At 69.8% G+C, this 23,498-nt stretch carries 24 protein-coding genes and 1 pseudogene; 10 read left to right on the top strand and 15 right to left on the bottom strand.

Features of this window, described 5'->3' with window-relative positions:
- Positions 1 to 146: 146 nt before the first annotated feature.
- Positions 147 to 3,302, bottom strand: a complete 3,156-nt coding sequence (locus tag EO776_RS13145; protein ID WP_049930231.1) for an adenosylcobalamin-dependent ribonucleoside-diphosphate reductase — start codon at positions 3,300 to 3,302, stop codon at positions 147 to 149.
- A gap of 425 nt (positions 3,303 to 3,727) precedes the next feature.
- On the opposite strand from EO776_RS13145, the gene EO776_RS13140 reads away from it, so the two are divergent.
- Positions 3,728 to 3,970, top strand: a complete 243-nt coding sequence (locus EO776_RS13140; protein WP_049930233.1) for a hypothetical protein — start codon at positions 3,728 to 3,730, stop codon at positions 3,968 to 3,970.
- 44 nt (positions 3,971 to 4,014) lie between these two features.
- On the opposite strand, the gene EO776_RS13135 is transcribed toward EO776_RS13140, so the two are convergent.
- Positions 4,015 to 6,282: a CDC48 family AAA ATPase gene (locus EO776_RS13135; protein WP_049930234.1), complete on the bottom strand. Its 2,268-nt coding sequence runs from the start codon at positions 6,280 to 6,282 to the stop codon at positions 4,015 to 4,017.
- Entirely contained in the window at positions 6,279 to 6,530 is a 252-nt protein-coding gene (locus EO776_RS13130) for a DUF7127 family protein (RefSeq protein ID WP_129452442.1), read from the bottom strand. Before EO776_RS13130 ends, EO776_RS13135 begins: the two co-directional genes overlap by 4 nt.
- Before the next feature lie 214 nt (positions 6,531 to 6,744).
- Between EO776_RS13130 and EO776_RS13125 the strand changes: the two genes are divergently transcribed.
- From EO776_RS13125 to EO776_RS13110, 4 genes are all read left to right on the top strand, one after another.
- Positions 6,745 to 7,515 (top strand): alpha/beta fold hydrolase, encoded by a 771-nt coding sequence (locus EO776_RS13125; RefSeq protein WP_129452441.1) that lies wholly within the window; start codon positions 6,745 to 6,747, stop codon positions 7,513 to 7,515.
- Positions 7,516 to 7,603: 88 nt separating this feature from the next.
- Positions 7,604 to 8,308: a DUF2391 domain-containing protein gene (locus EO776_RS13120; protein WP_129452440.1), complete on the top strand. Its 705-nt coding sequence runs from the start codon at positions 7,604 to 7,606 to the stop codon at positions 8,306 to 8,308.
- A gap of 175 nt (positions 8,309 to 8,483) precedes the next feature.
- On the top strand, positions 8,484 to 8,858 hold the full coding sequence (locus EO776_RS13115; RefSeq protein ID WP_049930239.1) for an Hsp20/alpha crystallin family protein: 375 nt from the start codon (positions 8,484 to 8,486) through the stop codon (positions 8,856 to 8,858).
- 3 nt (positions 8,859 to 8,861) lie between these two features.
- Entirely contained in the window at positions 8,862 to 10,535 is a 1,674-nt protein-coding gene (locus EO776_RS13110) for an ABC1 kinase family protein (protein WP_049930241.1), read from the top strand.
- A 59-nt stretch (positions 10,536 to 10,594) separates the two neighbouring features.
- On the opposite strand, the gene EO776_RS13105 is transcribed toward EO776_RS13110, so the two are convergent.
- From EO776_RS13105 to EO776_RS13090, 4 genes are all read right to left on the bottom strand, one after another.
- Entirely contained in the window at positions 10,595 to 11,431 is an 837-nt protein-coding gene (locus EO776_RS13105; protein WP_129452439.1) for an FkbM family methyltransferase, read from the bottom strand.
- Positions 11,432 to 11,438: 7 nt separating this feature from the next.
- On the bottom strand, positions 11,439 to 12,587 hold the full coding sequence (locus EO776_RS13100) for a site-2 protease family protein (protein ID WP_049930244.1): 1,149 nt from the start codon (positions 12,585 to 12,587) through the stop codon (positions 11,439 to 11,441).
- Between the two features lie 196 nt (positions 12,588 to 12,783).
- Positions 12,784 to 13,044, bottom strand: a complete 261-nt coding sequence (locus tag EO776_RS13095) for a DUF7123 family protein (protein ID WP_049930246.1) — start codon at positions 13,042 to 13,044, stop codon at positions 12,784 to 12,786.
- A 357-nt stretch (positions 13,045 to 13,401) separates the two neighbouring features.
- Entirely contained in the window at positions 13,402 to 14,259 is an 858-nt protein-coding gene (locus tag EO776_RS13090) for a molybdopterin synthase (RefSeq protein ID WP_086219243.1), read from the bottom strand.
- 130 nt (positions 14,260 to 14,389) lie between these two features.
- On the opposite strand from EO776_RS13090, the gene pyrH reads away from it, so the two are divergent.
- The 4 genes and pseudogenes from pyrH to EO776_RS13070 all read left to right on the top strand — a co-directional run bounded on the left by pyrH (position 14,390) and on the right by EO776_RS13070 (position 18,113).
- Positions 14,390 to 15,109 (top strand): UMP kinase, encoded by a 720-nt coding sequence (gene pyrH, locus EO776_RS13085; RefSeq protein WP_049930250.1) that lies wholly within the window; start codon positions 14,390 to 14,392, stop codon positions 15,107 to 15,109.
- A complete protein-coding gene (gene lysS / locus EO776_RS13080; RefSeq protein WP_086216084.1) occupies positions 15,106 to 16,833 on the top strand; it encodes a lysine--tRNA ligase in 1,728 nt (575 codons plus the stop codon). The genes pyrH and lysS overlap by 4 nt, the downstream gene beginning before the upstream one ends.
- The gene (locus EO776_RS13075; protein ID WP_049930252.1) at positions 16,834 to 17,097 is read left to right on the top strand and encodes a DUF7573 domain-containing protein; all 264 of its coding nucleotides are present in this window, start codon (positions 16,834 to 16,836) and stop codon (positions 17,095 to 17,097) included.
- Between the two features lie 105 nt (positions 17,098 to 17,202).
- Positions 17,203 to 18,113: pseudogene (locus tag EO776_RS13070) on the top strand (sensor histidine kinase).
- Here EO776_RS13070 and EO776_RS19645 read toward each other — a convergent pair.
- The 4 genes from EO776_RS19645 to EO776_RS13055 all read right to left on the bottom strand — a co-directional run bounded on the left by EO776_RS19645 (position 18,097) and on the right by EO776_RS13055 (position 20,808).
- Positions 18,097 to 18,231, bottom strand: a complete 135-nt coding sequence (locus EO776_RS19645; protein ID WP_004597316.1) for a hypothetical protein — start codon at positions 18,229 to 18,231, stop codon at positions 18,097 to 18,099. The pseudogene EO776_RS13070 and the gene EO776_RS19645 overlap by 17 nt on opposite strands.
- A gap of 103 nt (positions 18,232 to 18,334) precedes the next feature.
- Entirely contained in the window at positions 18,335 to 18,637 is a 303-nt protein-coding gene (locus EO776_RS13065) for a DUF5808 domain-containing protein (protein WP_049930257.1), read from the bottom strand.
- Between the two features lie 113 nt (positions 18,638 to 18,750).
- A complete protein-coding gene (locus tag EO776_RS13060) occupies positions 18,751 to 20,493 on the bottom strand; it encodes a bifunctional N(6)-L-threonylcarbamoyladenine synthase/serine/threonine protein kinase (RefSeq protein WP_129452438.1) in 1,743 nt (580 codons plus the stop codon).
- A 9-nt stretch (positions 20,494 to 20,502) separates the two neighbouring features.
- Positions 20,503 to 20,808 carry a 30S ribosomal protein S24e gene (locus EO776_RS13055; RefSeq protein ID WP_049930261.1) on the bottom strand — a complete coding sequence of 102 codons (306 nt, stop codon included), beginning with the start codon at positions 20,806 to 20,808 and terminating at the stop codon, positions 20,503 to 20,505.
- Positions 20,809 to 20,957: 149 nt separating this feature from the next.
- Between EO776_RS13055 and EO776_RS13050 the strand changes: the two genes are divergently transcribed.
- Positions 20,958 to 21,542: a hypothetical protein gene (locus EO776_RS13050; RefSeq protein WP_049930263.1), complete on the top strand. Its 585-nt coding sequence runs from the start codon at positions 20,958 to 20,960 to the stop codon at positions 21,540 to 21,542.
- A 32-nt stretch (positions 21,543 to 21,574) separates the two neighbouring features.
- Here EO776_RS13050 and EO776_RS13045 read toward each other — a convergent pair whose 3' ends face one another.
- Genes EO776_RS13045 through EO776_RS13030 form a run of 4 tightly spaced genes read right to left on the bottom strand, consistent with a single transcriptional unit; the run spans position 21,575 to position 23,497 of the window.
- The gene (locus EO776_RS13045) at positions 21,575 to 22,213 is read right to left on the bottom strand and encodes a GTP-dependent dephospho-CoA kinase family protein (protein WP_094521437.1); all 639 of its coding nucleotides are present in this window, start codon (positions 22,211 to 22,213) and stop codon (positions 21,575 to 21,577) included.
- Positions 22,214 to 22,241: 28 nt separating this feature from the next.
- Positions 22,242 to 22,439: a transcription elongation factor subunit Spt4 gene (spt4, locus tag EO776_RS13040; protein ID WP_006114409.1), complete on the bottom strand. Its 198-nt coding sequence runs from the start codon at positions 22,437 to 22,439 to the stop codon at positions 22,242 to 22,244.
- Positions 22,439 to 23,014 carry a DNA-directed RNA polymerase gene (locus EO776_RS13035; protein WP_006114408.1) on the bottom strand — a complete coding sequence of 192 codons (576 nt, stop codon included), beginning with the start codon at positions 23,012 to 23,014 and terminating at the stop codon, positions 22,439 to 22,441. The genes spt4 and EO776_RS13035 overlap by 1 nt, the downstream gene beginning before the upstream one ends.
- 21 nt (positions 23,015 to 23,035) lie before the next feature.
- A complete protein-coding gene (locus tag EO776_RS13030) occupies positions 23,036 to 23,497 on the bottom strand; it encodes a DUF188 domain-containing protein (protein ID WP_049930267.1) in 462 nt (153 codons plus the stop codon).
- Position 23,498 lies beyond the last annotated feature (1 nt).

Raw genomic sequence — 23,498 nt, 5'->3', positions numbered from 1 at the left:
TAATCTCTTTTCGGTCCCGACCGCTCCACCTGACCCGAACAGCGTCACGCTCGTCTATCGACCGGTAGTGAACGCGCGCGGAAGCGTCAACGACCCGCAGAAAACCGCGCCGTCGACCGCGCGCTACCGACGTTCGCGCCGCCCGGCTAACACTCCGACCAGCCGCACGACTCGCACGTCTTACAGCCCTCGGAGTAGTAGAGGTTCATCCCGCCGCACTCGGGACACTCGGGCGACTCGCCCGCCGCGATGAGCTGCTGGGTCGAGTCGTCGGCGCCGGCCGCGTCGTCCTCGCCCGTCGGAGCGGTCCCGCTCGGGGCGCCGGTCGCCGCGCCGGCGTCGACCGCGCCGCCGTCGGTCTGGCTCGGCGGACTCGCGCTCGACGCGGCCTCCCCGACGTCGTCGAGGCTCTGCTGTTGAGGGATCCCCTTGTCGACGTCGTCGTCGAGGTAGCGCCGCAGCGCGGTGCCGATGGCGTCCGGGATCGACTGGATCTGCTCGCCCTTGTCCCAGGCGACCTTCGGGCTCCGGGTGCCCTGGAGCTCGTCGACGATCTCCTCGGGGTCGACGCCGGAGCGCAGCGCCGTCGAGATGACCTTCGCGAGCGCCTCGGTGAAGGAGTTGGTGTAGCCGCCGGAGTGGCCGATGTTCGCGAACAGCTCGAACGGTCGACCGTTCTCGTCCTCGTTGATGGTGACGTACAGCTTGCCGTAGCCCGTCTCGACCCGCTGGGTGACGCCCGACAGCGAGTCGGGGCGCGGGCTGCGCTCGCTGTAGTCGATCCGGGGCTGCTCGGTCGCTTCGAGCAGGTCTGCGACCTCCGCGTCGATCGCCGCGCGGACGTCCTCGTTGTCGAGGAACGCCTCGACGCCGCCGAAGACCTCGTTGATCTGCTCGACGATGGTCTCCGCGGCCTCGCTCTCGTCGGCGAACTCCGTGTTCTGCGCCCGCGTCGTGAGCACCTGCTTCGAGCGGGTGCCGTCGCGGTAGTAGGTGACGCCCTTCCCGCCGTTCTCGTAGATGTACTCGAAGACCTCCTTGGCGTCGCCCAGCGTCGAGTCGTTGGGCGCGTTCACGGTCTTCGAGATGGCGGAGTCGACGCCCTTCTGACAGGCGACCTGGACGCCGGCGTGGTCCTTCGCCGAGAGGTCGCCGGTGACGACGAACAGCTCGCCGATGGCGTCCGGGACGGTGTCGAGCCCCTCGACGCCGTCGAACGCGTTTTCGGCCATCTGCGCCTGCGCCTCGCGCTTGACGGCCTCGACGTCGACGTCGTTGGCCTCCAGCGTGCGCAGGAAGTAGTCGTCGAACTCGACGAGCATCTCGTCGCCCTGGACGTCGTCGGAGACGTTCTTGTAGTAGGCGACGTTGTAGATCGGCTCGCAGCCGCCGGTCGTGTTGCCGATCATCGACGTCGTGCCCGTGGGGGCGATCGTCGTCGTGTTGTGGTTCCGGATCGGGAAGCCGTCCGCCCACTCGTCGGCGTCGAGCCCGGTGAAGTGCTCGAACCAGTCGCGGTGCTCGGTCGGGTTCGCGTACTTCGAGTCCGCCCAGTCGTTGAACGTCCCGCGTTCCTCGGCGAGATCGTGGGAGGCAAGCTTCGACTCGTGGTTGATGTGGGTCATCAGCTGCCGGGCGATCTCGTTGCCCGACTCGGAGCCGTAGCGGACGCCGAGCTGGACGTACAGCTGCGCGAGCCCCATGATTCCGAGCCCGATCTTCCGCATGTCGCGGACCTTCTCCTCGATCTCGTCGACCGGGAAGTCGGACATCGTGACGACGTTCTCGAGGAAGCGGGTGCCGTACGCGATCCGCTCTTCGAACTCCTCGAAGTCGATCGCCTCTTCGAGGAACGCCTCGACTGCGGCCGCCTCGGAGTCGTACTCGTCGGCGTGCTCGTCCGACCAGACGCGCCAGTCGGGCGCGTCGAGGTCCGCGAGCGTCGAGAGGTTGATGTGGCCGAGGTTACAGGCCTCGTACTCCTCTAACGGCTGCTCGCCGCAGGGGTTCGTCGCGAGAATCTGGTGCTCCGGGTGCTCCTCCACGTCGAAGGAGTGCTCCTTGTTGATCCGTTCGAGGTAGACGACGCCCGGCTCCCCGTTCTCGTGTGCGCCCTGGATCATGTGATCCCAGATCTCCGCCGCCGGGACGGAGAGCTCCTCGCCGACCTCGACGTGCTCGCCGAGCCCGAACATGTCGTAGAGCTCCTTCGTCTCCGGGGTGGCGACGTGGGGCTCCTCGGTGCGGGGGTTGGTGAAGGTGAACTCCTCGTCGTTCGCCAGCGCCTCCATGAAGTCGTCGGTGACGCCGACGCTGATGTTGAAGTTCGAGAGGTGTCCCTCGACCGCGTTCCGGAGGTGCTCGGGCACCTTGCCGTCCTCGTCGATGAGCTCGCGGGCCTCCTCCAGCGCGTCCGCGAAGGAGTTGTGCGTGAAGTCGTCGGGGTCGTTGAGCCGCAGCGAGTGGGCCAGCGAGACGTCCTTGTTCTTCGCGTGGATGAACTGGATCACGTCCGGGTGCGAGATGCGCATGACGCCCATCTGGGCGCCGCGACGCGCGCCGCCCTGCGCGATCGTCTCGCACATCTGGTCGAACGTCCGCATGAACGTGATCGGCCCGGAGGCGATGCCGCCGGTGGAGCCGACGGAGTCGCCGTACGGCCGGAGCTTCCAGAACGCGTACCCCATGCCGCCGCCGGACTGGAACACCTCGGCCGCCTCCTTGGCGGTCTGGTGGATGTCGGTGATGTCGTCGCCCGGCGAGTCGACGAAGCAGGCGGAGAGCTGCTGGAGCTCGTCGCCGGCGTTCATCAGCGTCGGGGAGTTCGGCATGAAGGAAAGCGACTCCATCCCCTGTCGGAACGTCTCGGCGGTCGCCTCGACGTGGTCGCGCACCCCGTCGGGGAGCTCGGGAACGACCGTCTCGTACGCGAACTTGTTGACGTTGTGGGCCGTGAGCGTCGCCTCCGCGTCGTCGTCGGCCGTCGTGCCCGCGCCGAACACGTCCTCGGCGAGCTCGTCGCGCCGCGGGTGGTCGGGCTTCAGCTGGTCGGGCGTGACGGTGACCTCGACGCCCTGGTTTTCAGCCTCGAAGACGGCCTCCGCGAGCGCGACGTTTCGCGCGACGCGGTCAAAGAGTTCCTCCTGGTCTTCGATCGGTTCGCCGTCCGCGTTCTTCCGGAGGTAGCGCGCGGGCAGGATGTTCTGGTAGGCGTTGCCCGTGAGGCGCTCCTCCATCGTCTCGCCCGTGGTTCGTTTGATCGGCAGTTCGACTCCGTCGGCGGAGACGCCGTCGCTGCTCATTCGGCGGCCACCCCGCTGGCTTTGCGTGGAATATGGATCATCTGTAGTGTTGGTGTACTGGCGAGGCGGGCCCTTGTACGTTCGGATGTTCGGCCCCGCCCGGCTTCTACATGTCCGATTCGGTATGTAACGTCTCTCCGGTGCGCCTGACGCTGAATCCGGTACGTCGGTAAGGAATGGGCTCTGGACACATAAGCATAGGTAGACCGGAGTGAAACTGGTCGTCGATCGAAAAAACCACACGATGTGAGCGGTCTCCCACGGGAACAGAAGGGGGGTCGATCGAGGCGGCAACCGCCGGCCCAGCCGGCGCCCGATACCGCCGTGTCGGCCGATGTCGGGCGGATCCACGCTCGGCCCCATCACCGGAATGCCTGAAGACCTATCAGAACTAGCAAACGACTTCCAGCTCCTCCCACAAGCTTATGCCCGGCGTCGCCGTGGTCCGGGACATGACCGCAACGTCGCTCGCGCTCGCGGGGCTCGCCGCGCCGGCACAGGCCGCGCTGCTCGGCAGTCAGGTCGGGCAGCTCCTGGTCGCCCTCGTCGCCGTCGCGCTCGTCATCGTCGTCGGCAAGTTCGTATTGAAGCTCGCGTGGCGGCTCGTCACGATCGGCATCGTCGTCGTCGCGGCGTTCTACCTGCTGTCGACGCTGGGACTTGTCTAAAAACCGCCGCGGGCCGGCCGCCGGTTCGGGTCGAAGCGCCCGGCTTACTGGAACGCCGCGCCCGGTTCGGCCTCGGTGCGGTCGACCTCCGACCGCTTGAACTGCTTTTCTATCTCCTCGTAGCGCTCGCGCGTCTCGGGGGTGACGCTCGGGTTCACCTCGCTCAGCGCGTCCTCGAAGTGCTCCATCGTCACGCGGACGTTGCCGACGGACTCGCCGACCTCCTCGCGCGTGACGCTGCCGATGAACTCCCGAGAGGCGTTCATCGACGCCTCGCGGGCGACCGCCTCGATGTCGGCCCCCACGTACCCCTCGGTCTTGCGGGCGAGGGCGTCGAGGTCGACGTCGTCCGCCAGCGGCTTATCCCGCGTGTGGACCTCGAAGATCCGGCGGCGCGCCGCCTCGTCGGGGACTGGCACGTGGACGTGCCGGTCTAAGCGACCGGGGCGGAGCAGCGCCGAGTCGATGAGGTCGGGGCGGTTCGTCGTCGCGACGACGACGACGTCCTCCAGCGACTCGAGGCCGTCGAGCTCCGTCAGCAGCTGGGAGACGACGCGCTCGCCCACGCCGGAGTCGCCGGAGTTCTTCCCGCGCTCGGTGGCGATCGAGTCGATCTCGTCGAAGAACACGATCGTCGGCGCGTTCTCGCGGGCCTTGCTGAACACCTCGCGGACGCCCTTCTCGGACTCGCCCACGTACTTGTTCAGCAGCTCGGGCCCCTTGATCGAGATGAAGTTGGACTCGCTCTCGTTGGCGACGGCCTTCGCGAGCAGGGTCTTCCCCGTGCCCGGCGGGCCGTACATCAGGACGCCCTTCGCGGCCTGCATGTCGAGCTCGTCGAACACCTCGGGGTACTCGAGCGGCCACTGGATCGTCTCGCGGAGCCGCTCTTTCGTGTCGCCGAGGCCGCCGACGTCGTCCCAGGTGGTGTCGGGGACCTCCACGAACACCTCCCGCAGCGCGGAGGGTTCGATCCCCTTGATCGCCTCCTTGAAGTCCGACTCGGTCACCTGGATGCTGTTCAGCACGTCGGCGTCGATCTCGTCCGATTCGAGGTCGATCTCCGGGCGGATGCGCCGCAGCGCGTGCATCGCGGACTCCTTCGCCAGCGATTCGAGGTCGGCCCCGACGAAGCCGTGCGTGTTCTCGGCGTACTCGTCGAGGTCGATCCCGTCGGTCAGCGGCATGTTCCGCGTGTGGACCTGAAGGATCTCCTTGCGACCGTCCCGGTCGGGGACGCCCACCTCGATCTCGCGGTCGAAGCGGCCGCCCCGTCGGAGCGCCTGATCGATGGCGTCGACGCGGTTCGTCGCCCCGATGACGACGACCTCGCCGCGCTCTTCGAGCCCGTCCATCAGCGAGAGCAGCTGCGCCACGACGCGGCGCTCCACGTCGCCGCCCGCCTCCTCGCGCTTGGGCGCGATGGAGTCGAGCTCGTCCATGAAGATGATCGACGGCGACTCCTCGGACGCCTCCTCGAACACTTCGCGGAGCTGCTCCTCGCTCTCGCCGTAGTACTTCGACATGATCTCCGGGCCGGAGATCGTGTGGAAGTTCGCGTCGATCTCGTTGGCGACCGCCTTCGCGATCAGCGTCTTCCCAGTGCCCGGCGGGCCGTGGAGCAGGACGCCCTTCGGCGGGTCGATGCCGAGGCGCTTGAACAGCTCCGGGTGCCGCATCGGGAGCTCGATCATCTCGCGGACCTGTTCGAGCTCGTCGTCGAGCCCGCCGATGTCCTCGTAGGTCACGTCCGGCCCCTCGCCGGTGCCGCCCGCGGCCTCGCCGCGGTCGGCGATCTCCTCGGCGGAGATCTCGGAGATGCTGATCTCCGTCTCGTCGGTGATGACGACCGTGCCGCCGGGGCTCGTCTCGGCGATCTTCATCGGGACCGCCTGCGACTGGCCGCCCATCAGCCCGAAGCCGAGCGAGGTCCGGATCGTCTGCCCCTCGGTCACCGGCTGACCGGAGAGCTTGTCCCGGATGAACGGGGCGATCTGCCCCCGCACCCGCAGCTGGCTGGGGAAGGCGATCGTCACCGCGTCCGCCCGCGAGACGTCGACGTCCTCGACGGTGACGCGGTCGTCGATCCCCACGTCGGCCTCCTGGCGGAGGCGCCCGTCGATGCGGATCACGCCCGTCCCGTCGTCCTCGGGGTAGCCGGGCCAGACGCGGGCGATCGCCGCCCCGTCGGCGCTCTCGACGCGGACGATGTCCCCGCCGGAGAGCCCGAGCTCGTCGGCCGCGACGCGGTCGATTGCCGCCAGGCGACGGCCGGCGTCCTTCTGTTTCAGCGGCTTGACAGTGAGCTTCATCGGTCGCCCTCCACGGTGAGCACGCCGTTGTTCACCGCCACGTCGGCGGCCGTCCCGGGCAGCTCGAACTCCGATTCGACCGGCCCGTCCGGTCCCTCTACGACGACGATCGCCGTCTCGCCGACGGTGTCGACGGTGACGGCCTCGTCGTCGACGTCGAGGTCGGCGGCGACGGTCCAGCCGTCATCGTACTCGTACCGGCGCAGCAGCGCGCCGTCGCCGGTCGATCGGGTCTGTGTGTGATTCATCCTAACTACGAGTTAGTCGCGTAAGTATTTAAACTTTACGCTCAAAATCGCATGACGTGAGTGCCTCTTTGTACTAACGGTAGTGTAGCGGTTCGAGCGATTCCACCGCCGACCGTCCGCCGTCGTGCGGTCGGACCCGCGGCGCCAATCGAGTCGCCGAGCGCGCGTCGGCTCCCTCGGGCGCTTATACCGCTCGGCGCCGAACCGCCCGGACATGGAACGGGTCACCCACGACGGTCGCGCGACGGCGTACCGCCGCTTCGACCGCGGCGGCGACGGGCCGACGGTCTGCTTCGTTCACGGCAGCGGCGGCACGAAAGACATCTGGAAGTCGCAGGCTAGGCTGGCCGACCGGGTTTCGAGCGTCGCCGTCGACCTCTCCGGGCACGGCGACAGCGACGACGTCGCGACGCCCGCCGGCCCCGAGACGCTCAACGCGTACGCGGACGACGTGGTCGCGGTCGCGGAGGAGACGGGGGCGACAGTCCTCTGCGGCAACTCCCTCGGCGGCGCGGTCGCGCTGCGGGTCGCCTTAGAGCGCGACCTCGCGCTCGACGGCCTCGTCCTCGCGGGCACGGGCGCGAAGCTCGCGGTGGCCGAGCCCCTCCGCGGCGCGCTCGCCGACGATTTCGAGCGGGCCGTCTCGCTGCTCCACGAGCCGGACCGCCTCTTCCACGACGCGCCGCCCGAGTACGTCGAGCTCTCCGAGGCGGCCATGCGCGAGTGCGGGCGAGCGGTCACCGAACGCGACTTCCTCACCTGCCACCGGTTCGACGTCCGGGAGCGACTCGACGAGATCGGCGTCCCGGCGCTCGCGCTCGTCGGCGCGCACGACGAGCTCACGCCGCCCGCGTACCATGAGTACCTCGCGGACGGGATCCCGGCCGGAGAGCTCGCGGAGGTCCCCGACGCCGCGCACCTCGCGATGCTCGAAGCGCCGACCGCGTTCAACGACGCGCTCTCCGCGTTTCTCGGTCGGCTGTAGGCCGCCCGTCCCGCCGGTCGTCGGCTCGCGACCGCGTGGACCAGCCGACCGCCGCGAGATTTAGGTCGGTCGCGCGTCCCGTGGGCACATGGTCGACAGCGACGACGGCGATACCGGTCCTGCCGACGGGTCCGGAGCGCCGGCGGGCGCCGAACAGCCTCCGGCCGAACCGCCCCCGGGCGACCCCGACATCGACGACCTGCTCGCGAAGCTCGACGCCCTGCGCGACACGGTCGACGAGGGCCACGAGCGCGAGGAGGTTCGACAGACGATCTCGCTCGTCGAGCGGATGCCCGGGAGCGGCGCGCTCGCGGAGCGGATCACGAAGTACACCTCCAGAGACCTCGCCGAGTCGTTCGTCGGGGCGGTGCTGTTCGCGCTCCCGCTGCTCGTCGAGGGCGGCGTCTTCGAGATCGCGGCCTGGTTCGCGGCGACGACCGTCGCGGGCGTCCCGGTCCTCCTGATCGGCCACGTCGGCTTCGTCTTCGTCGCGACCGCCGGGCTCCTCTACTACGCCGACTTCCGGCAGATCGCGATCCACCACCCGATCCTCGGCGTCATCCCGCGCCGCTACGCCGGGGTCCTCCTCGTCTCGCTCGCCACGTCGGCGGCCATGCTGCTGTTCTGGGGGCGCCTCCACGAGGGCGACCCCACCGCGCTCGAACGGGTCAGCCGGGTCGCGGTCGTCTGGGCCGCGGCGGCGTTCGGCGCGGGCCTCGGCGACATCCTCCCCGGCGAGTCGCAGGGGGACGACCTCGGGAAGTTCGACCTCGACATCGGCGACCGCGACTGAGCCGCCTCCCCGGGAGCCCCACTCGCTCCGCGCCACCCGTGGCACTCGCTCCGCGTCACCCGTGGCACTCGCTCCGCGTCACCCGTGGCACTCGCTCCGCGTCACCCGCGGTGGATCTCCCGCCCCGATCCGCCTTTTCCACAGGTTTTTCGCCGCGGCGATCCTACCGACCCCTATGTCAGCGCTACGCGACGCGCTCCGGGACCTCCCGGACGCGGTGTTTGCGGACCTACTCGAGTCCGACGACGGGTACGTCCTCGTCGTCGACCTCCCGGGCGCGACCGCAGCGACGACCGAGGTGCTCGTCGAGGACGGTCGTATCGACATCGAGGGTCGCCGCGAGAAGGCCGTCCCCGACGGGTTCGAGTACGTCCGGGAGGACCGCCCGCTGTTCCTCGACGCGGAACTCCCCCTCCCGAACGACGCCGACGGCGCGGGCGCCGACGCCGAGATCGACCGCGGCGTCCTCGAAATCTCCCTCCCCAAGCGAGAGCGCGACGTCTCCCGGACCATCCCCGTCGACGACGCGGACGACGAGGGCGACGCCTGACGGGTGGTCACGCTGGTCAACCTTCGCGCCTACTGGCGGTTCGTCGTCGTTCTGCGGCAGTTCTCGCCGCTCATCGTCGCCTACTGGCGTGACCGCCGCCGGTACTTCCTGTTCGGCGGGAGCCGAGAGGTCGACGCCGAGACCCAGCGCGAGCGCGCCGCGGTGCTGCTCGACATCCTGCTCACGCTCGGGCCGACGTTCATCAAACTCGGACAGATCCTCTCGACGCGTCCCGACATCCTTCCCCCGGCGTACATCGAGGTCTTGGAGGGACTCCAAGACGACGTTCCCCCCGCGCCGTGGGAGGAGTCGCGGGTCGTCCTCGAAGACGAGTTCGGGCCGGTCGACGAGACGTTCGACGACTTCGACCGCGACCCGATAAGCGGCGCGAGCCTCGGACAGGTGTACACCGCCACCTACGAGGGCGACGAGGTCGCGGTGAAGGTGCGTCGGCCCGGCATCGAGTCGCTCGTCGAGGCCGACCTCCGCACGATCCGCTGGTCGATCCCGCTGGTCAAGCGGTTCACCGGCGCCGGCCGGTCGTTCTCCCTGGAGAACCTCGCCGACGAGTTCGCCAAGACGATCCGCGAGGAGATGGACTACGCCCGCGAGCGGACGATGCTCGAGGAGATCCGCGGCAACTTCGCGGACAACGATCGGATCCGGATCCCGGAGACGTACGAGTCGGTGTCGGGGCCGCGGGTGCTCACCATGGAGTACGTCCCGGGCACGAAGATCAGCGACATCGACGCGCTCGACGAGGCTGGTCACGACCGGACGGCGATCGCGGAGATCCTCCAGGAAGTGTACCTCCAGATGATCATCGACGACGGCGTGTTCCACGCCGACCCCCACCCGGGGAACCTCGCGGTCGCGGACGACGGGTCCGTGATCTTCTACGACTTCGGCATGGCGGGGCGGGTGGACCCGTTCGTCCAGGAGAAGATCGTCGAGTTCTACGTCGCGGTCGCGCGGCAGGATATCGACGCCATCCTCGACACGCTCATCTCGATGGGGACCCTCTCGCCGGAGGCCGACCGCGAGGTGATGGGGAACGTGATGGAGCTCGCCATCGCCGACGTCCGGGGCGAGGACGTCGAGCAGTACCAGGTGAACCAGATCATCGAGCAGGTGGAGTCGTCCATCTACGAGTTCCCGCTCCGGCTCCCGCCGAACCTCGCCTTGGTCCTCCGGGTCGCCACTGTCGTCGAGGGGGTCTGTGTCACCTTAGACCCCGAATTCGACTTCATCTCGACGGCGACCGACTACCTCCGCGAAGAGGGGTACTACGAGCAGACCGCCCGTGACCTCGCCGAAGACGCCGGCCGACAGGTACAACAGACCACCGAGGCGCTGTTCACGGTCCCGCCGAAGGCCGACGAGTTCCTCGACCGCGCCAACCGCGACGACCTGACGGTCAACGTCGTCTTAGAGGACGACACGAAGGTCTTAGAGAAGCTGGCGATGCGGATCGCCTACTCGGTGCTACTCGCCGTCGGCGTCCTCTCGGCGACGATCCTCTACTCGTTCGCGAACAACTGGCGGCTCGCGCTCGTCGTCCTCGCGCTGGCCTCGCCGCTCGCGATCGCCTTGTACCGGTCGTTCCGGAAGAAGCGGGGACTCCGCACCACGCCGCAGTTCACCCGCCAGGGGATGAAACAGCGGCGCGACGACTGACTCGGCGACGGGGCGCCACTCAACGGCACAGCGACCGGACCGGCGGCGCGGCGACCGACTCAGCGGCCTTTTATCGACTCTCCTGTCGCCCGACAGATCCACACGTCTTCCGCTTCCTCGACCGCGTACTCCCGCGCCGTTAGCCACTCGCGGAGGGCGGCGGAGTCCGGGCTCATCGTCCCCTCGTCCGCCGCAACTCCCTCCGCTGACCCCGACTCGTGGACCTCCACGACGAGCAGCGGACGGTACGTCGCGAGCGTCTCCGCCGCGCCCCGGAGGACCGCCCCCTCGCGGCCCTCGACGTCGACCTTCACGGCGTCCGGCGGCGGGACTGTCCCGCCCCCGTCGGCTCTCTCGTCGCCGACGCCCTCGACGAGTTCGTCGAGCTGTCGGACCGGGACCGACTCCGTCCCGGCGACGCTCGCGCCCCACCTCGTCGCCAGATCGCGGTCGAACGCCGAGCACTTCGAGAACGTCGACCGATAGAAGGTAAGCGTCGCGTTCGCGTCGCCCGCGCCCGCCCGCCTGAGGTCGAGCCGATCGCCGAGCCCGTTCCGCTCGGCGTTCCGCGCCAGCCGGTCCGCGCTCTCGCCGTTCGGCTCGAACGCCACTACGCGACGGTCGGTCCCGCGGGTCAGCGGGATCGCGTGTTCGCCGACGTGCGCGCCCACGTCGAGGATCACCGCGTCCTCCGGGAGACGGTCGAGCGCGGCCAGTCCGGGGTCGTCGCCGTGGGGGTTCGTCGGCTCGTAGCTCCAGTACGTGCCGGCGACGGTCCGCTTCGGCGTCGCGACGCCGAGCGCGTACGTCAGGTCGGCGAGCCGGTACAGGGTTCGAAAGCCGAGCCGCTCGACGCGCGACCGAACCAGCGACGGCAGCCGTGCTATCGAGGGCATCGCGGTGTCACGCGCCGATGACCTGAATCGGGACGAGGAGGAAACAGAGCGCGCCGACGGCGAACGTGACGGCCCCGACCGCGATCCGCGGCAGCCCCAGTCCGTCCTCGTCGGCCGGATTCGCGGGTCCGTTGAACGCGATGACCGTCGCGAACACGCCCCAGAACGCCCACAGCCCCACCGACTCGTTCAGGCCGAGCCCCCGCCAGAAGTAGAGGTAGGCGGCGATGGCGAACAGCGCGCCGGGGACGAGCGCCGCCACCGTCTCCTGTCGCGGCCCGAGCATCGCCCGGACCATGTGGCCGCCGTCGAGTTGGCCGACCGGGAGGAGGTTCAGGACGGTGAAGAACATCCCGACCCACCCGCCGATCACCACGGGGTGGGCGGTGAGCCGCGGGTCGCCGTAGCTCGTCGGCTGGCCGAGGGCGCCGGCGATGAAGTCCAAGAGCGGCGGGTTGTTGAACCGGATCACCGCGCCCGACGAGTTCGCGAGCTCCGCCGGCACCTGGATCGGGTCGAGCGAGAGACCGATCGCGGTCACGACGACGGTCGCGAACAGCCCCGCGATCGGTCCCGCCGCGCCGATATCGAAGAGGACCTTCCGCGACGGCATCCGGCCGCGGATGCGGATCACCGCGCCGAGCGTGCCGAACGGGAAGATGAAGGGGATAACGTACGGCAACGAGACGGGGACGCCGTGGTAGCGACCGGCGGCGTAGTGGCCGAGTTCGTGGGTCATCAACACCCCGAGAACGGCGGCCGTGAACGGCCACGCCCGGAGCAGCGTCAGGGGGTTCGACTGGATCTCCGCGAGCGGCACGTAGTACCAGCCGTACGCGCCGACGAACAGCGTCGACAGCAGCGTGGCCGCGAACATGGCGACGTTCACCCACGGGATCCCGTCCCGACCGCGGTCGAACGGCGTCGCGACGACGACGTGGCCGCCATCGACGACCTCCACGTCGACCTCGTACCCCGCCTCTCGAAAGTGGGGGGTCAGCTTGCGCAACAGCGTCCGCTCCGGGACGTACGACTCGCCGCGGTATCGCACGCGACCGTCCTCGCGGCGGACCTCGTCGATCCGAAAGAACGTCCGGAGCGGCTCCGGACGCGGCGCGCCGTCGCCGGCCGTCGCCGCGTCCTCGTGTTCTGGCATCGTGGGGTCGTAGCTGGTCGGCGAGTATAAACCCCGCGTCGGCGGGCACGGGTACCGCAAACACGGCGCGGCGCGTGGGCTGGCGGAACTCGACGCGGACGCGCTCGCGGTCAGAAAAGCGCGGGACGGGGACCGGTTCGTGAACCGAGTGCGCCTCGGAGCGGTACTGCGTTCGTCGGTCGGCGGAGCGCGTCCCTCAGGCGGGTTCGACGCGCCAGGTCGTCGCGCCCGTGTACGACCACTTCTCGACGGTGAGCTCCGTCGCCGAGTCGCGGAGCTTCACCATCAGGGCGCCGATCTCCTTCGGCGAGAGGTCGACGTCGTCGGAGATGAACTTCCCCTTGAAGTACATCTCGCCGTCTTGTGCGCGGTCGAGCAGGTACTGCTTCAGCCGCTCTTCCTTGCTGCGGTCGTCGTTCGCGCTCGCGTTCGTGGAGGGGTTCGCAGTCGCGCTCATAGTACACCTCACCCTTGCTCCCGGAGGGTGTTATAAAGGCGTCACCGTTGGGCGACGTTCAGGGGGTTTCAGGGCGTTTCACCGAACTCGCCGGGGTAAAACGTGTCTGACGGACTCTTTACAACGCTTCTAGAACGCGCTAGAAATTTTATAGCCCGTTTTGAACACGTTTTCTCCGTCGCTGACTCGGTACGCGAGTAACTCGCCGCCGTCCGGTCCGACGGCCGGAAAGAAACAAAAAGCGCCGCGTATTCTCGGTCTCGGCGCGCTCGCGCGGCATCCCCGCGACCGCCGAGACGACCTCTTAGGACCGATCGCGGCCGCGACGAAACCGGAAGCGGCGACGCCGCGCGCCGGTCAGTCCCGGCGGTGGACCCAGAACGTCTCCGACTCCGTCGCCTCTTTCTTGAAGATCGGCACCTCGTCTTTCAGCCGGTCGATCCCGTCTTCGACCGTCCGGAACGCCTCCCCGCGGTGCCCGGCCAGCACGACCACGAAGACGATGTCCTCACCCGCCTCGATCACGCCGGTGCGGTGGTGCATCCGCACGTCGAAGACCCCATCGCGGGCCGCTAGCTCCTCCGCGATGGCGGCCATCCGATCCTCGGCGACCCCGTCGTACTTCTCGAACGCGAGGTGCGTCGTCCGGTCGTCGTCCGGGCCGTCGCGGGCGCGCACGCGGCCGGTGAACGTCGCTATCGCCCCCGCCCGGTCCGCGTCCGGCGACGCCTCGGCGCGGCGCACCAGCGTCTCACGGGTGATCCACGGCTCCGCGCTGTCGAGGTCGGCGACGACGTCGCCGAGGTCGACCCCGTCGGGGGCGGTCGCGCTCGCGACGACCGTCCCCGGCACGCGCTCCGGGTCCGGGTCGGACCCGAGGAGGACCGCGGGCACGCGCAACCGCGGCTCGCCGACCGCCAGCAGGTAGTCGTGGTCGGGGGCGAGCCCGTCGAGCAGGTCGTCGAACCCCTCGACGCTCCCCCGACCGCGCCAGTTCCCGTCTGCGTCGAACGCGACGGCGGTGTCCGCGCCCGAGCGCTGCGCCGGACCGACGACTCCCCCGTCCGCGGCCGGGTCGCTCCGTGTCGAGTCGCTCTCGGGGGCGCCGTTCGGGTCGTCGTCGCGCTCCACGACGGCGACTCGCCCGTCGAGTCGGTCCGCGAGCCGCCGGGCCAGCGTCGCCGCCCCGTCGCCGACGATCGATATCGGTCGCATACCCGAGAGCGGGCCGCGACCGATTTAGGCGTTTCCCGCCCGACGCGTCGGGCCGGATCGGGCTCGGGGCCGCTTCCACCGCGTCCGGGCTTGACAATCCTTAAGACTGCGACAGGGGTACTCCTCGGCAATGAGAATCGTCGTTTCTGTCGGCGGGAGCGTGCTCGCGCCCGACCTCGACCCCGAGCGCGTGGCCGCGTACGCCGAGGCGATCGAACGGCTGGTCACCGACGGCTGCGAGGTCGGGGTCGTCGTCGGCGGCGGCGGCGTCGCCCGCGAGTACATCGAGACGGCCCGCGAGATCGGAGCCAACGAGGTCGAGCTCGACCGGCTTGGGATCGGGACGACCCGGCTCAACGCCCGGCTGCTGATCGCCGCCCTCGGCGAGCGCGCGAGCCTCGCGCCCGCGGTCGACACCGAGGAGGCGGCGGCGGCCCTCCGCCGCGACGAGGTGTCGGTGATGGGCGGCGTCACGCCGGGGCAGACGACCGACGCGGTCGCCGCCGCGTTCGCCGAGTCCGTCGACGCCGACCTGCTCGTGTACGCGACGAGCGCCGACGGGGTGTACGACGCCGACCCCAACGCCGACCCCGACGCGGCGCAGTTCGCGGAGCTGTCGCCGGCCGAGCTCGTCGAGGTCGTCCTCCCGATGAGCCGCGACGCCGGCGCGTCCGCCCCCGTCGACCTCCTCGCGGCGAAGCTGATCGACCGGGCCGAACTCCGGTCGATCGTGCTCGACGGGACCGACCCGAGCGCCGTCGTCGACGCCGTGCTGCGCGGCGATCACACCGGAACGGATGTGGTCCCCCCGGGCGCCGGCGAACCGAGCCGCTGGACGGAGGCACGATGAGCGCGGACGACGCCTCCGACGACGCGTCCGCCGCCCCCGACGACTCCCCGCACATCCTCTCCGGGGGGTCCGCCCTCGACGACGGCGAGGACGCCGCCGAGGAGTCGACCGAGACCTTCCACGCCTTCTGGGCCGACGTCGTCGCCGACGAGGTCGAGGCCCGCGACCCCGACGAGCCGATCGTGATCAAGGGCGGTGTCTCGCCGTCCGGCGTCGCGCACCTCGGGAACTTCAACGAGATCATGCGCGGCTACTTCGTCGCCGAGGTGCTCCGCGACCGCGGCCACGAGGTCCGGCAGGTGTTCACCTCCGACGACAAGGACCCGCTGCGGAAGGTCCCGCGCAAACTGGCGAACGCGGACGGCGAGATCGTCGGGCTCGGCGAGGTCGACGCGGGCGCGCTCGGCCGCAACCTCGGGAAGCCGTACACCGAGATCCCGGACCCGTTCGGCGAGGCCGAGTCGTACGCGGCCCACTTCGCGGGCCTGCTCAAGGCCGACGCCGACCGCCTGAACGTCCCGGTCGAGATGCTCTCGAACACCGATCTGTACGCCGACGGCGACTTCGACGAGGCGATTCGGACGGTACTCGCCGATGTTGAGCGCGTCCGCGAGGTGCTCTCCCCGTATCAGGACAAAGTTGACGACGAGTACGTCCCGTTCAACCCGGTCTGTGCGGAGTGCGGCAAGGTCACGGAGACGGTGACGGCGATCGACGCAGAGGCCGAGACCGTCGACTACGTCTGTACCGACATGGACGCCGGCGGCAACACGATCGAGGGGTGCGGCCACGAGGGCACCGCGACGTTCCGCGAGGGAAAGCTCCCGTGGCGGTTGGAGTGGCCCGCGCAGTGGGGCGTCCTCGGCGTCGACTTCGAGCCGTTCGGTAAGGACCACGCGGAGGGGTCGTGGCCCTCCGGCGTCGACGTCGCGCGGAACGTCTTCGGCGAGGAGCCGCCCGTGCCGATGGTATATGAGTGGTTCACGCTCAACGGCGACGCGTTCTCCTCCTCCGAGGGCAACGTCGTCACGGTCCAAGAGCTCCTGGAGCTGATCGAGCCCGAGGTGTTGCGCTACTTCTTCGCGCTCCACCCGAAGAAGGCCCGCGACCTCGACATTGAGCGGCTCGACCAACTGGTCGACCGCTTCGACCGGTTCGAGCGCGCCTACTTCGGCGAGGTCGACGACCCGGATCTGGTCGCCTTCGCCGAGCGCGCCTACCCGTTCGTCGTCGGCCGGCCCGACGACCCGCCGACGGAGAAGCCGATCCGGCTCCCGTACACGTTCGCGGCGGTGCTCGGCATGGTCGACGACCCCGACTTCCGCGAGCGCCTCGCCCGCGACGAGGGCCATATCCCGGACGACGCCGACGCCGACATCGTCGACGCCGCGCTCGCCCGCGTCGAGCAGGCGCGGAACTGGGCCGAGCGGACGGGGAACGAGTACGACTACCGGCTCCAGACCGACCTCCCCGCGGTCGAGTTCGACGGAGACGTCGCGGCCGCGCTCGACGACCTCGCCGACTTCGTCGCGGCCGGCCACGACGGGGAGGAGATCCAAGGGGCGATGTACGAGACTGCGCGCGACCACGACATCGAGGTGAGCGAGTTCTTCGCGGCGGGCTACCGCCTCTTCTTCGACGACACGCAAGGGCCGCGGCTCGGGGAGTTCCTCGGCGAGCTGGAGCGCGACTACGTCGTCGACCGGCTCCGACGGGAGGCGTAGATGACCGAGGACCGCTCGCTCGACGACTTCGCCGCGGACGACGACGGCGACGAGTCCGCGGAGAGCGCTCCGGACGACGCGGAAGGTGACGGCGTCGACCCCGACGAGGCGACCGACGCCGCTCCCGCGACCGACGCCGCTCCCGCGACCGCCACCTCGACGTGGCACGCCGACGGCGCCGAGTGCGACCGGTGCGGCGAGCGTGTCGACCGCCGCTGGCGCGACGACGACGCCTTCGTCTGTCCTGACTGCGCCTCGTGGTGACCGCGCCGCCGCGGTCGCCTCCCCGACTGGCGGTCAAAACTTAAGCCGTCGGCCGTCAAGGTGTTCCGTGAACGGAAAATTCGTTTGGAGTTAAATTAGATATAAATGAAATATATTCCGGACCTACTCCACGGGCGGTCGGCGACCGCCCTCACGGCGGCGTACCTGTGTATCGCGGCGGCGTCCGCGGTCGCGGTCGACCTCGCCGTCGCGTCGACGATTGGGGTCGCGGGCGGGTGGACGCCGACGCGTCTCGTCGGGACTGGCTGCTCGTCGCTGGGTCCGGCGGGCTCCTCTACGGAGCGGTCACGCACCACCGCCAACGGGCGGAGACCGCGCGCCGAAACCTCGAAACCTCTAACCAGCAGATACAGGTTCTGAGTCGTGTGTTTCGGCACAACGTCCGCAACGATCTCAACGTGATCCGGGGGTACACCGACCTGCTGGCCGACCGGATCGACGACGAGCGGAGTCGAGAGTGCTTGGAGACGGTCCGGGAGACGACCGACGACATCGTCGAGATAAGCGAGAAGCTCCGCGTCATCGAGGACGCGTCGCCCGAACGACCGGACGGCCGCGTCGACCTCGTCGCCGCGGTCCACGAGGCGCTCGACGTCGTCGACGCCGACGGCGCCGCGCTCACCGTCGAGACCCCCTCTGAGGCGTGGATCCGCGCGGACGACACCGTCGAGTTCCCGATCCGCGAGGTGTTCGAGAACGCGGTCACCCACAACGACGGCGCGACGCGCCGCGTGACGGCGACGATCCGCAAGAACGGGACGACCACCTGTCTGGAGGTCATCGACAACGGCCCAGGGATTCCCCCCGACGAGCGTGAGGTCTTACAGGCGGAAGAGGAGACGCCGCTCTCGCACGCGAGCAGCATCGGGCTGTGGCTCGTCAAGTGGATGTGCGAGACGCAGGGGGGAACCGTCCGGTTCGACGCGACCGACGACGGTACGACAGTCCGGCTCCGATTCGAGTCCGCGTCGCCGCCCGCTACTCCAACTCGGTGATCGTCACGGCGTACACCGCGCCGCAGTTCCCGCATTCGACGTGGACTCCCCGGCTCGTCTCGCCGCGGGTGAACTCGGAGATCTCCTCCGAACACGAGCACTCGAACTGGACTTTCATTACCTCTCCTTCATCCTGCTGATATTTAAAAGAAACCGACGCGGAATCAGCGGTGAAAACCGGTGATCGCGGTGCCGTCTCTCACCCGCCGTCGCGCACGGCGTCAGTCGTCGTCGACGATCACTTCGACCGGTCCGTCGCCGTCGTCGGCGGCGTCCTCGTCGGAACCGCCGGACAGGTCGGCGCCGCCGGACTGCTGCTGCTGGTAGTAGAGCCCGCCGGCGACCGCGAGGACGATCCACGACCGCCAGTTGGCGAGGTTCAGCGTGTAGCCGATGCCGAACGGCTTCTCGACGAGCATCCCCTTGCCGGGCTGCCAGTACGACGAGAGCAGCCGACCGAGGCTCGGTCGCTCGAAGTTGTACGGGATCCCGAGAACCTCTCCCGAAGACGGTTTGTCTGCCATACGAGTCTATCTGTCGGCCGACACCATAAATCGTGGCGACCCGGCGCGCCGATCGGAACGGCGCTGCGGCCGTCGCCGGTCAGGGCTCTGACCCCGGCCGAGCCGGCGGTTCGTCACCGGTAGCGGCCGCGGTCCGCCACGTCTCGGAGTCGGTCGAGGACCGCTTCGTCGCCGACGGCCTCGTACCCGCTCTCGAACGCCGCTAGCAACGGGCCGGGTTCCGTCGCGGTCGCCCGGACCGACCCCTCGAACACGTGGAGGTCCATCGCGTGGTCCTCGACGTGGCCCGTGTGGTAGCCGAGCCCGAAGTCGATGAGGTACGTCTCGGGCGGCGGGCTCGACCGCCCGTCGCGTTCCGTGCGCTCGCCGCGCTTCGACACCCGAACGTTCCGCGTCGTCGGGTCGCCGTGGACCATCTCGGCGCCGTGGAGCCGCGCGAGGTGGTGACCGACGGCCTCCGCCGTCCCCTCGTCGAGGGCGGCCGCGAGGTCGCGCTCCCCGACGTGCTGGAGCGTCAACGTCGCCTCCGCGAGGTCGACGTCGTACACGAGCGGCGTCGACACGCCGGCGCGCCGCGCCTCGCTCGTCAGCCGGGCCTCCGCGACGGTCCGGTCGCGCCTGATCGTCCGGTCGAGTTCGGGGTGTCGGTACGACTTCGGCACCCGTCGCTTGACCACGCGCCGGTCGCCGTCCGTCCCCTCGACCGTCACGGTCGCCTCCGCGCCGCGGCGGTCCGCCTCCGCGTCGCGCGCCGCGCTTCGCGACTCGGCCCCCCCGCGTCCGCGCGCGACCGACTCCCCGTCTCGCCACGTCACCGGCACCTGATCCGGCCGGAAGCTCGGGTCGACCGCGGACTCCGCGATCGGGACGGTGTCCCCGGCGGCGGCCATCTTCGCGCCCAACACGGCGATCATCCCGGCGTTGTCCCTGAGGAACCGCGGTTCCGGCGCGTGGAAGTCGGCGCCGCGGGCCTCGCACATCGTCGCCAACATCTCCCGCAGCCGGTCGTTCTGTGCGACGCCGCCGCCCAACACGAGCTCGTCCGCGCCGGTCAGCGACAGCGCGCGCTCCGAGACCTCCGTCAGCATCGCGAACACGTGCTCCTGGAGCGAAAAGCAGATCTCCTCGACGGGGACGCCGCTGTCCGCGGCGTCGTTGGCGGCCGAGCTGATCCCCGAAAACGAGAAGTCCATCCCCTTGACCACGTAGGGGAGATCGAGGAGGTCGGTCTCGGCGGCCGACCCCTCCTCGCCTCCGGCCCCTTCCCCTTCGCTGCCGACCTCGCCCGCGCCCGTCGCGAACTCGGCGGCCGCCGACTCCACCTTCGGTCCGCCGGGGTGGCTCCACCCGACGTGGCGCGTGAACTTGTCTATCGCGTTGCCCACTCCGGCGTCCATCGTCTCGCCGAGGACCCGGTACCGCCCGTCGTGGTAACCGAGCAGGTGCGCGTTCGCGCCGGAGGCGTTCAGACAGACCGGGTTGTCGAAGCCGGAGCGGTGGCGACCGATCTCGAGGTGCGCCACCATGTGGTTGACGCCGACGAGCGGGACGCCGAGCGTCCCGGCGAGCGACCGCGCCGCGGTCCCGACGATCCGGAGGCAGGGACCGAGCCCGGGGCCGCGAGAGAAGGCGACCGCGTCGACCGCGTCCGGACCGTGTCGCTCCTCGGCGGCGGTCAGGACGCTATCGACCACCTCCGGGATCGCCTCCGACATGTGTTCGGCGGCCTCGCGCGGGTGAATGCCGCCGCTATCCGGCTCGTATGGGTCTGATTCGATGAGAACTGAGTCGGCCTCGGCGTCGTACAGCGCGGCGCTCGCGCACCACGCGGTACCCTCGATGCCGAGAACGCGCATCCGGCGGAGTTACGCTTCCTCGGCGTCCGCCTCGTCGCCGCCGATCTTGTTGCGCTCGAGCATATGGTCCTGCTCAACGTCCAGCGCGTCGGCCGCGGAGTCGTACACCTTCGCGTAGCCGACCGTCTTGCGCATGCCGAACTTCGTGTCGAGCTCGTGGACGACGACCTCCTCGGAGTCCTTGTCGAGCTTCGCCGCCAGCGAGTCGCGGACCGACAGTCGGGAAGGCGTGGCCTCCTCGTGGGTCGTCTCGAAACGGATGTCCGTGCGGTGCAGCATCGGGTTCTCCTCCTCGGAGATGATATCGACGTCCATGGTTCAGTTGGGCGTATATCCCCTCGAAAGCTGTAAAAGGATTTCGAAGCGGGGGTGTCGCCGCCGAACTCCGGACCGACCGCCGACGAGACACACTGTTCGGCGTCAGGGTTTCCCCCCTCCGGTGCGTGCGTACCGTTACCACGCGGATGTCAGACGACACCCGATTCGACCCTACCGACCGGTCGCAGTACGAACTCACTCGGGCGGCGAACGTCGTCGTCCCGCTGTCCCCCGTCCGAAAGGCCCGGATCTGCGGGACGCTGGCTCTCTTCGGGGCACTGACGGGCCCGCTCGTCGCGACCCTCCCCCCGGCCGTCCGCGAGGCGAACTTCTCCGGGCCGCCGCTCGCCGCCCACCTCGGCGTCGTGGCAGTCGTGTTGGCGGGGACGGTCGCCGCCGGCGGAGCCGGCCTCGGGCTCGTCGCGCTCCAGCGCCGGCTCGCGCGCGGTCCCGAACCGAGCGACGACCAGGTCTGGACGTTCCTCGCCCTCGAGGACGCGCTGACCGGGATCGGCTTCGTCACCGGCGGACTCGGCGTCGGCGTCGGCTTGGTCCTGCTGGCGAGCGGGCACTGGGGCGTCGAGGCCCTCGAAGCGCTCCGCCGCAACGGCGTCGAGCCGTACCTCTCTATGGGAGCGATTCCGACGACGCCCCTGCTAGCGACGGCGGCCGGACTGATCGCCGGTCTCGGGGTCCTCACGGCGACCGTCGTCGCGGTCGACGGCGAGTGACGCCGGTCGAGGCCGCGTCGCTCGGGCGGCCGTCACGCCGGATCCGTCGGATCTCTCCCGTCCGGGCCACCATCGTCGCTCTCACTCAGCTCGACGCCGAGGACGTCGTAGCCGGCCGCAGTGTCGCCGGCGAGCCCCTCGAACAGTTCCCGAGCCCGTCGCCGGGCTTCGGGCGTGACCGCGACGCGGACCATCCCCTCGCCGGGCTGCCCGTAGACGACGGTGGACCCGAGCGGGGCCGCGAGCATCGCCGGCAGCGCCGCCAGGTCCTCCTCGCCGGTCACTTCGATCGTCACCGGCTCGTCCGCCGCGAGCGCCTCGGCGAGCGCGTCGAGCAGCGCCGCTGACAGCGCCGCGGCCGGGTTTTCGACCGCGATCCGCCGCTCCTCCGTCGCCGCGAGCGCGGTCTCGATCTCCTCGCGGACCGCCTCGCGCTCCGTCTTCCCGTCGACCAACGCCACGTCCGGGACGCGGCCGGCCTCTCGGAGGTGGTAGGTGACCACGTCGCCGACCGCGATCAGCTGCGGCGGTCCCCCCGCGGACGAGCCGCGTCGCTCGCGGGCCTCGTCGACGGCCTCCAAGAGCGCGCCGGCGTCCGTCGTCACCGGTCCCAGCGGCTCCTTGAAAGCGTCGCGGAGCGATTCGGGGAGGGTGAGAAGTGGGTCGCTCATCGGCTTCGTCCGGCGGCGCGGCGTTGGGTCACCGCACCTTGAGCGCGTACGCGCCCGCCTCGGAGACGTTCATCTCCTCGGCGATATCGCTGTCCTCGGGCTTGGTGATGATGACGTAGCCCGCCCAGTCCTCCGTCAGCGACGACGACCCGCAGAGCGCGCAGGTCTGAGCGTCCGGGTCGTTGACGTGGTGACACTCCCGGCACGCCAGGCGGTCCTCGGCCATCAGTCGGCCTCCTCACCGGTCTGTTCGCGGTGCTTCCGCTGCCCTTCGAGCCAGTCGTGCTTCCCGAGGCCGGGCTGTTTCGCCGTGAGCCCGATCTTCGAGTCCCGGGGGTTGCGCTCGTCGATGCTCTTGGTGACGACGCGGACGCGCACCGCGTCGTCGACCCCGAGCGTCTTGTCGGAGTCCGACGAGGCGAGCTGCTGGTTCGCGCCGTCGAACGTGAGGTACTCGTCGGTGATCTGCGAGACGTGGAGCAGCCCGTCCACCGGTCCGATCCCGACGAAGGCGCCGAACTCGACCGTCTCGACGACGGTTCCGTCGGCGACCTCCTGCATGTCGGGGTCGTAGGTGAGCGCGTCGAACTCCGCCTCGTAGTAGACGCCGGGCCGGTTGTGTAACACCGCCCCCTCGCCGATGTCGTGAACCTCGATGACGCTCACGACGCTGCCGACGTCCTCGTCCATCCGTCCTTCCAGCTTGTCCTGAAGCAGGGCTTTCACCCGCTCGTCGGTGACGTCCGCCAAGTGCTTCGGCGGGACCTCGACCGTGTCCTTGAGTCGAACTCGTTTGTACATGTTGTTGGTTGTCCGCGGCCGCTAGGGTTCCGTTATCGCCAGTGTGTTCCGACCCCTTAAACCGATTACTGGTGCGTCCGCCGCCAGCACCCGTTTCGCGAGGGGGCCGTCGTTGGTGACGACGGCGTCGACCCGGCCGGCCGCGGCCAAGGCGACGAGCGCGTCGTCGGCGTACGATTCGTCCGTCTCCACCGCCTCCGCCCGCTCCGCGAGGTCCGCGCCCACGCTCGCCGCGGTCGCCTCCGCGCCGTTCCCGGCCTGAAGCCCGTCGAGCTCCGCCAGGACCGCCGCCGGCACCACGGTCTCGTAGCCGCCGAGGAGCCGATCCAACTCCTCGAACAGCCGCAGGTCGGCCTCGACCGGCGCCATCAGCGCGCTCGCGTCGAGCGCGACGACGGGAACGCCGCTTCCCCCGAGCCCCTCTGCGCGGTCGTCGTCCGCGGGCGTCGCGTCGGGACCGTCTGCGGGGGCGTCGTCGGCCACG

Source organism: Halorubrum ezzemoulense, from assembly GCF_004126515.1.
Lineage (GTDB): Archaea > Halobacteriota > Halobacteria > Halobacteriales > Haloferacaceae > Halorubrum > Halorubrum ezzemoulense.
The sequence above is the reverse complement of the archived record's forward strand: the minus strand, read 5'-3'. Positions and strand labels throughout refer to the sequence as shown.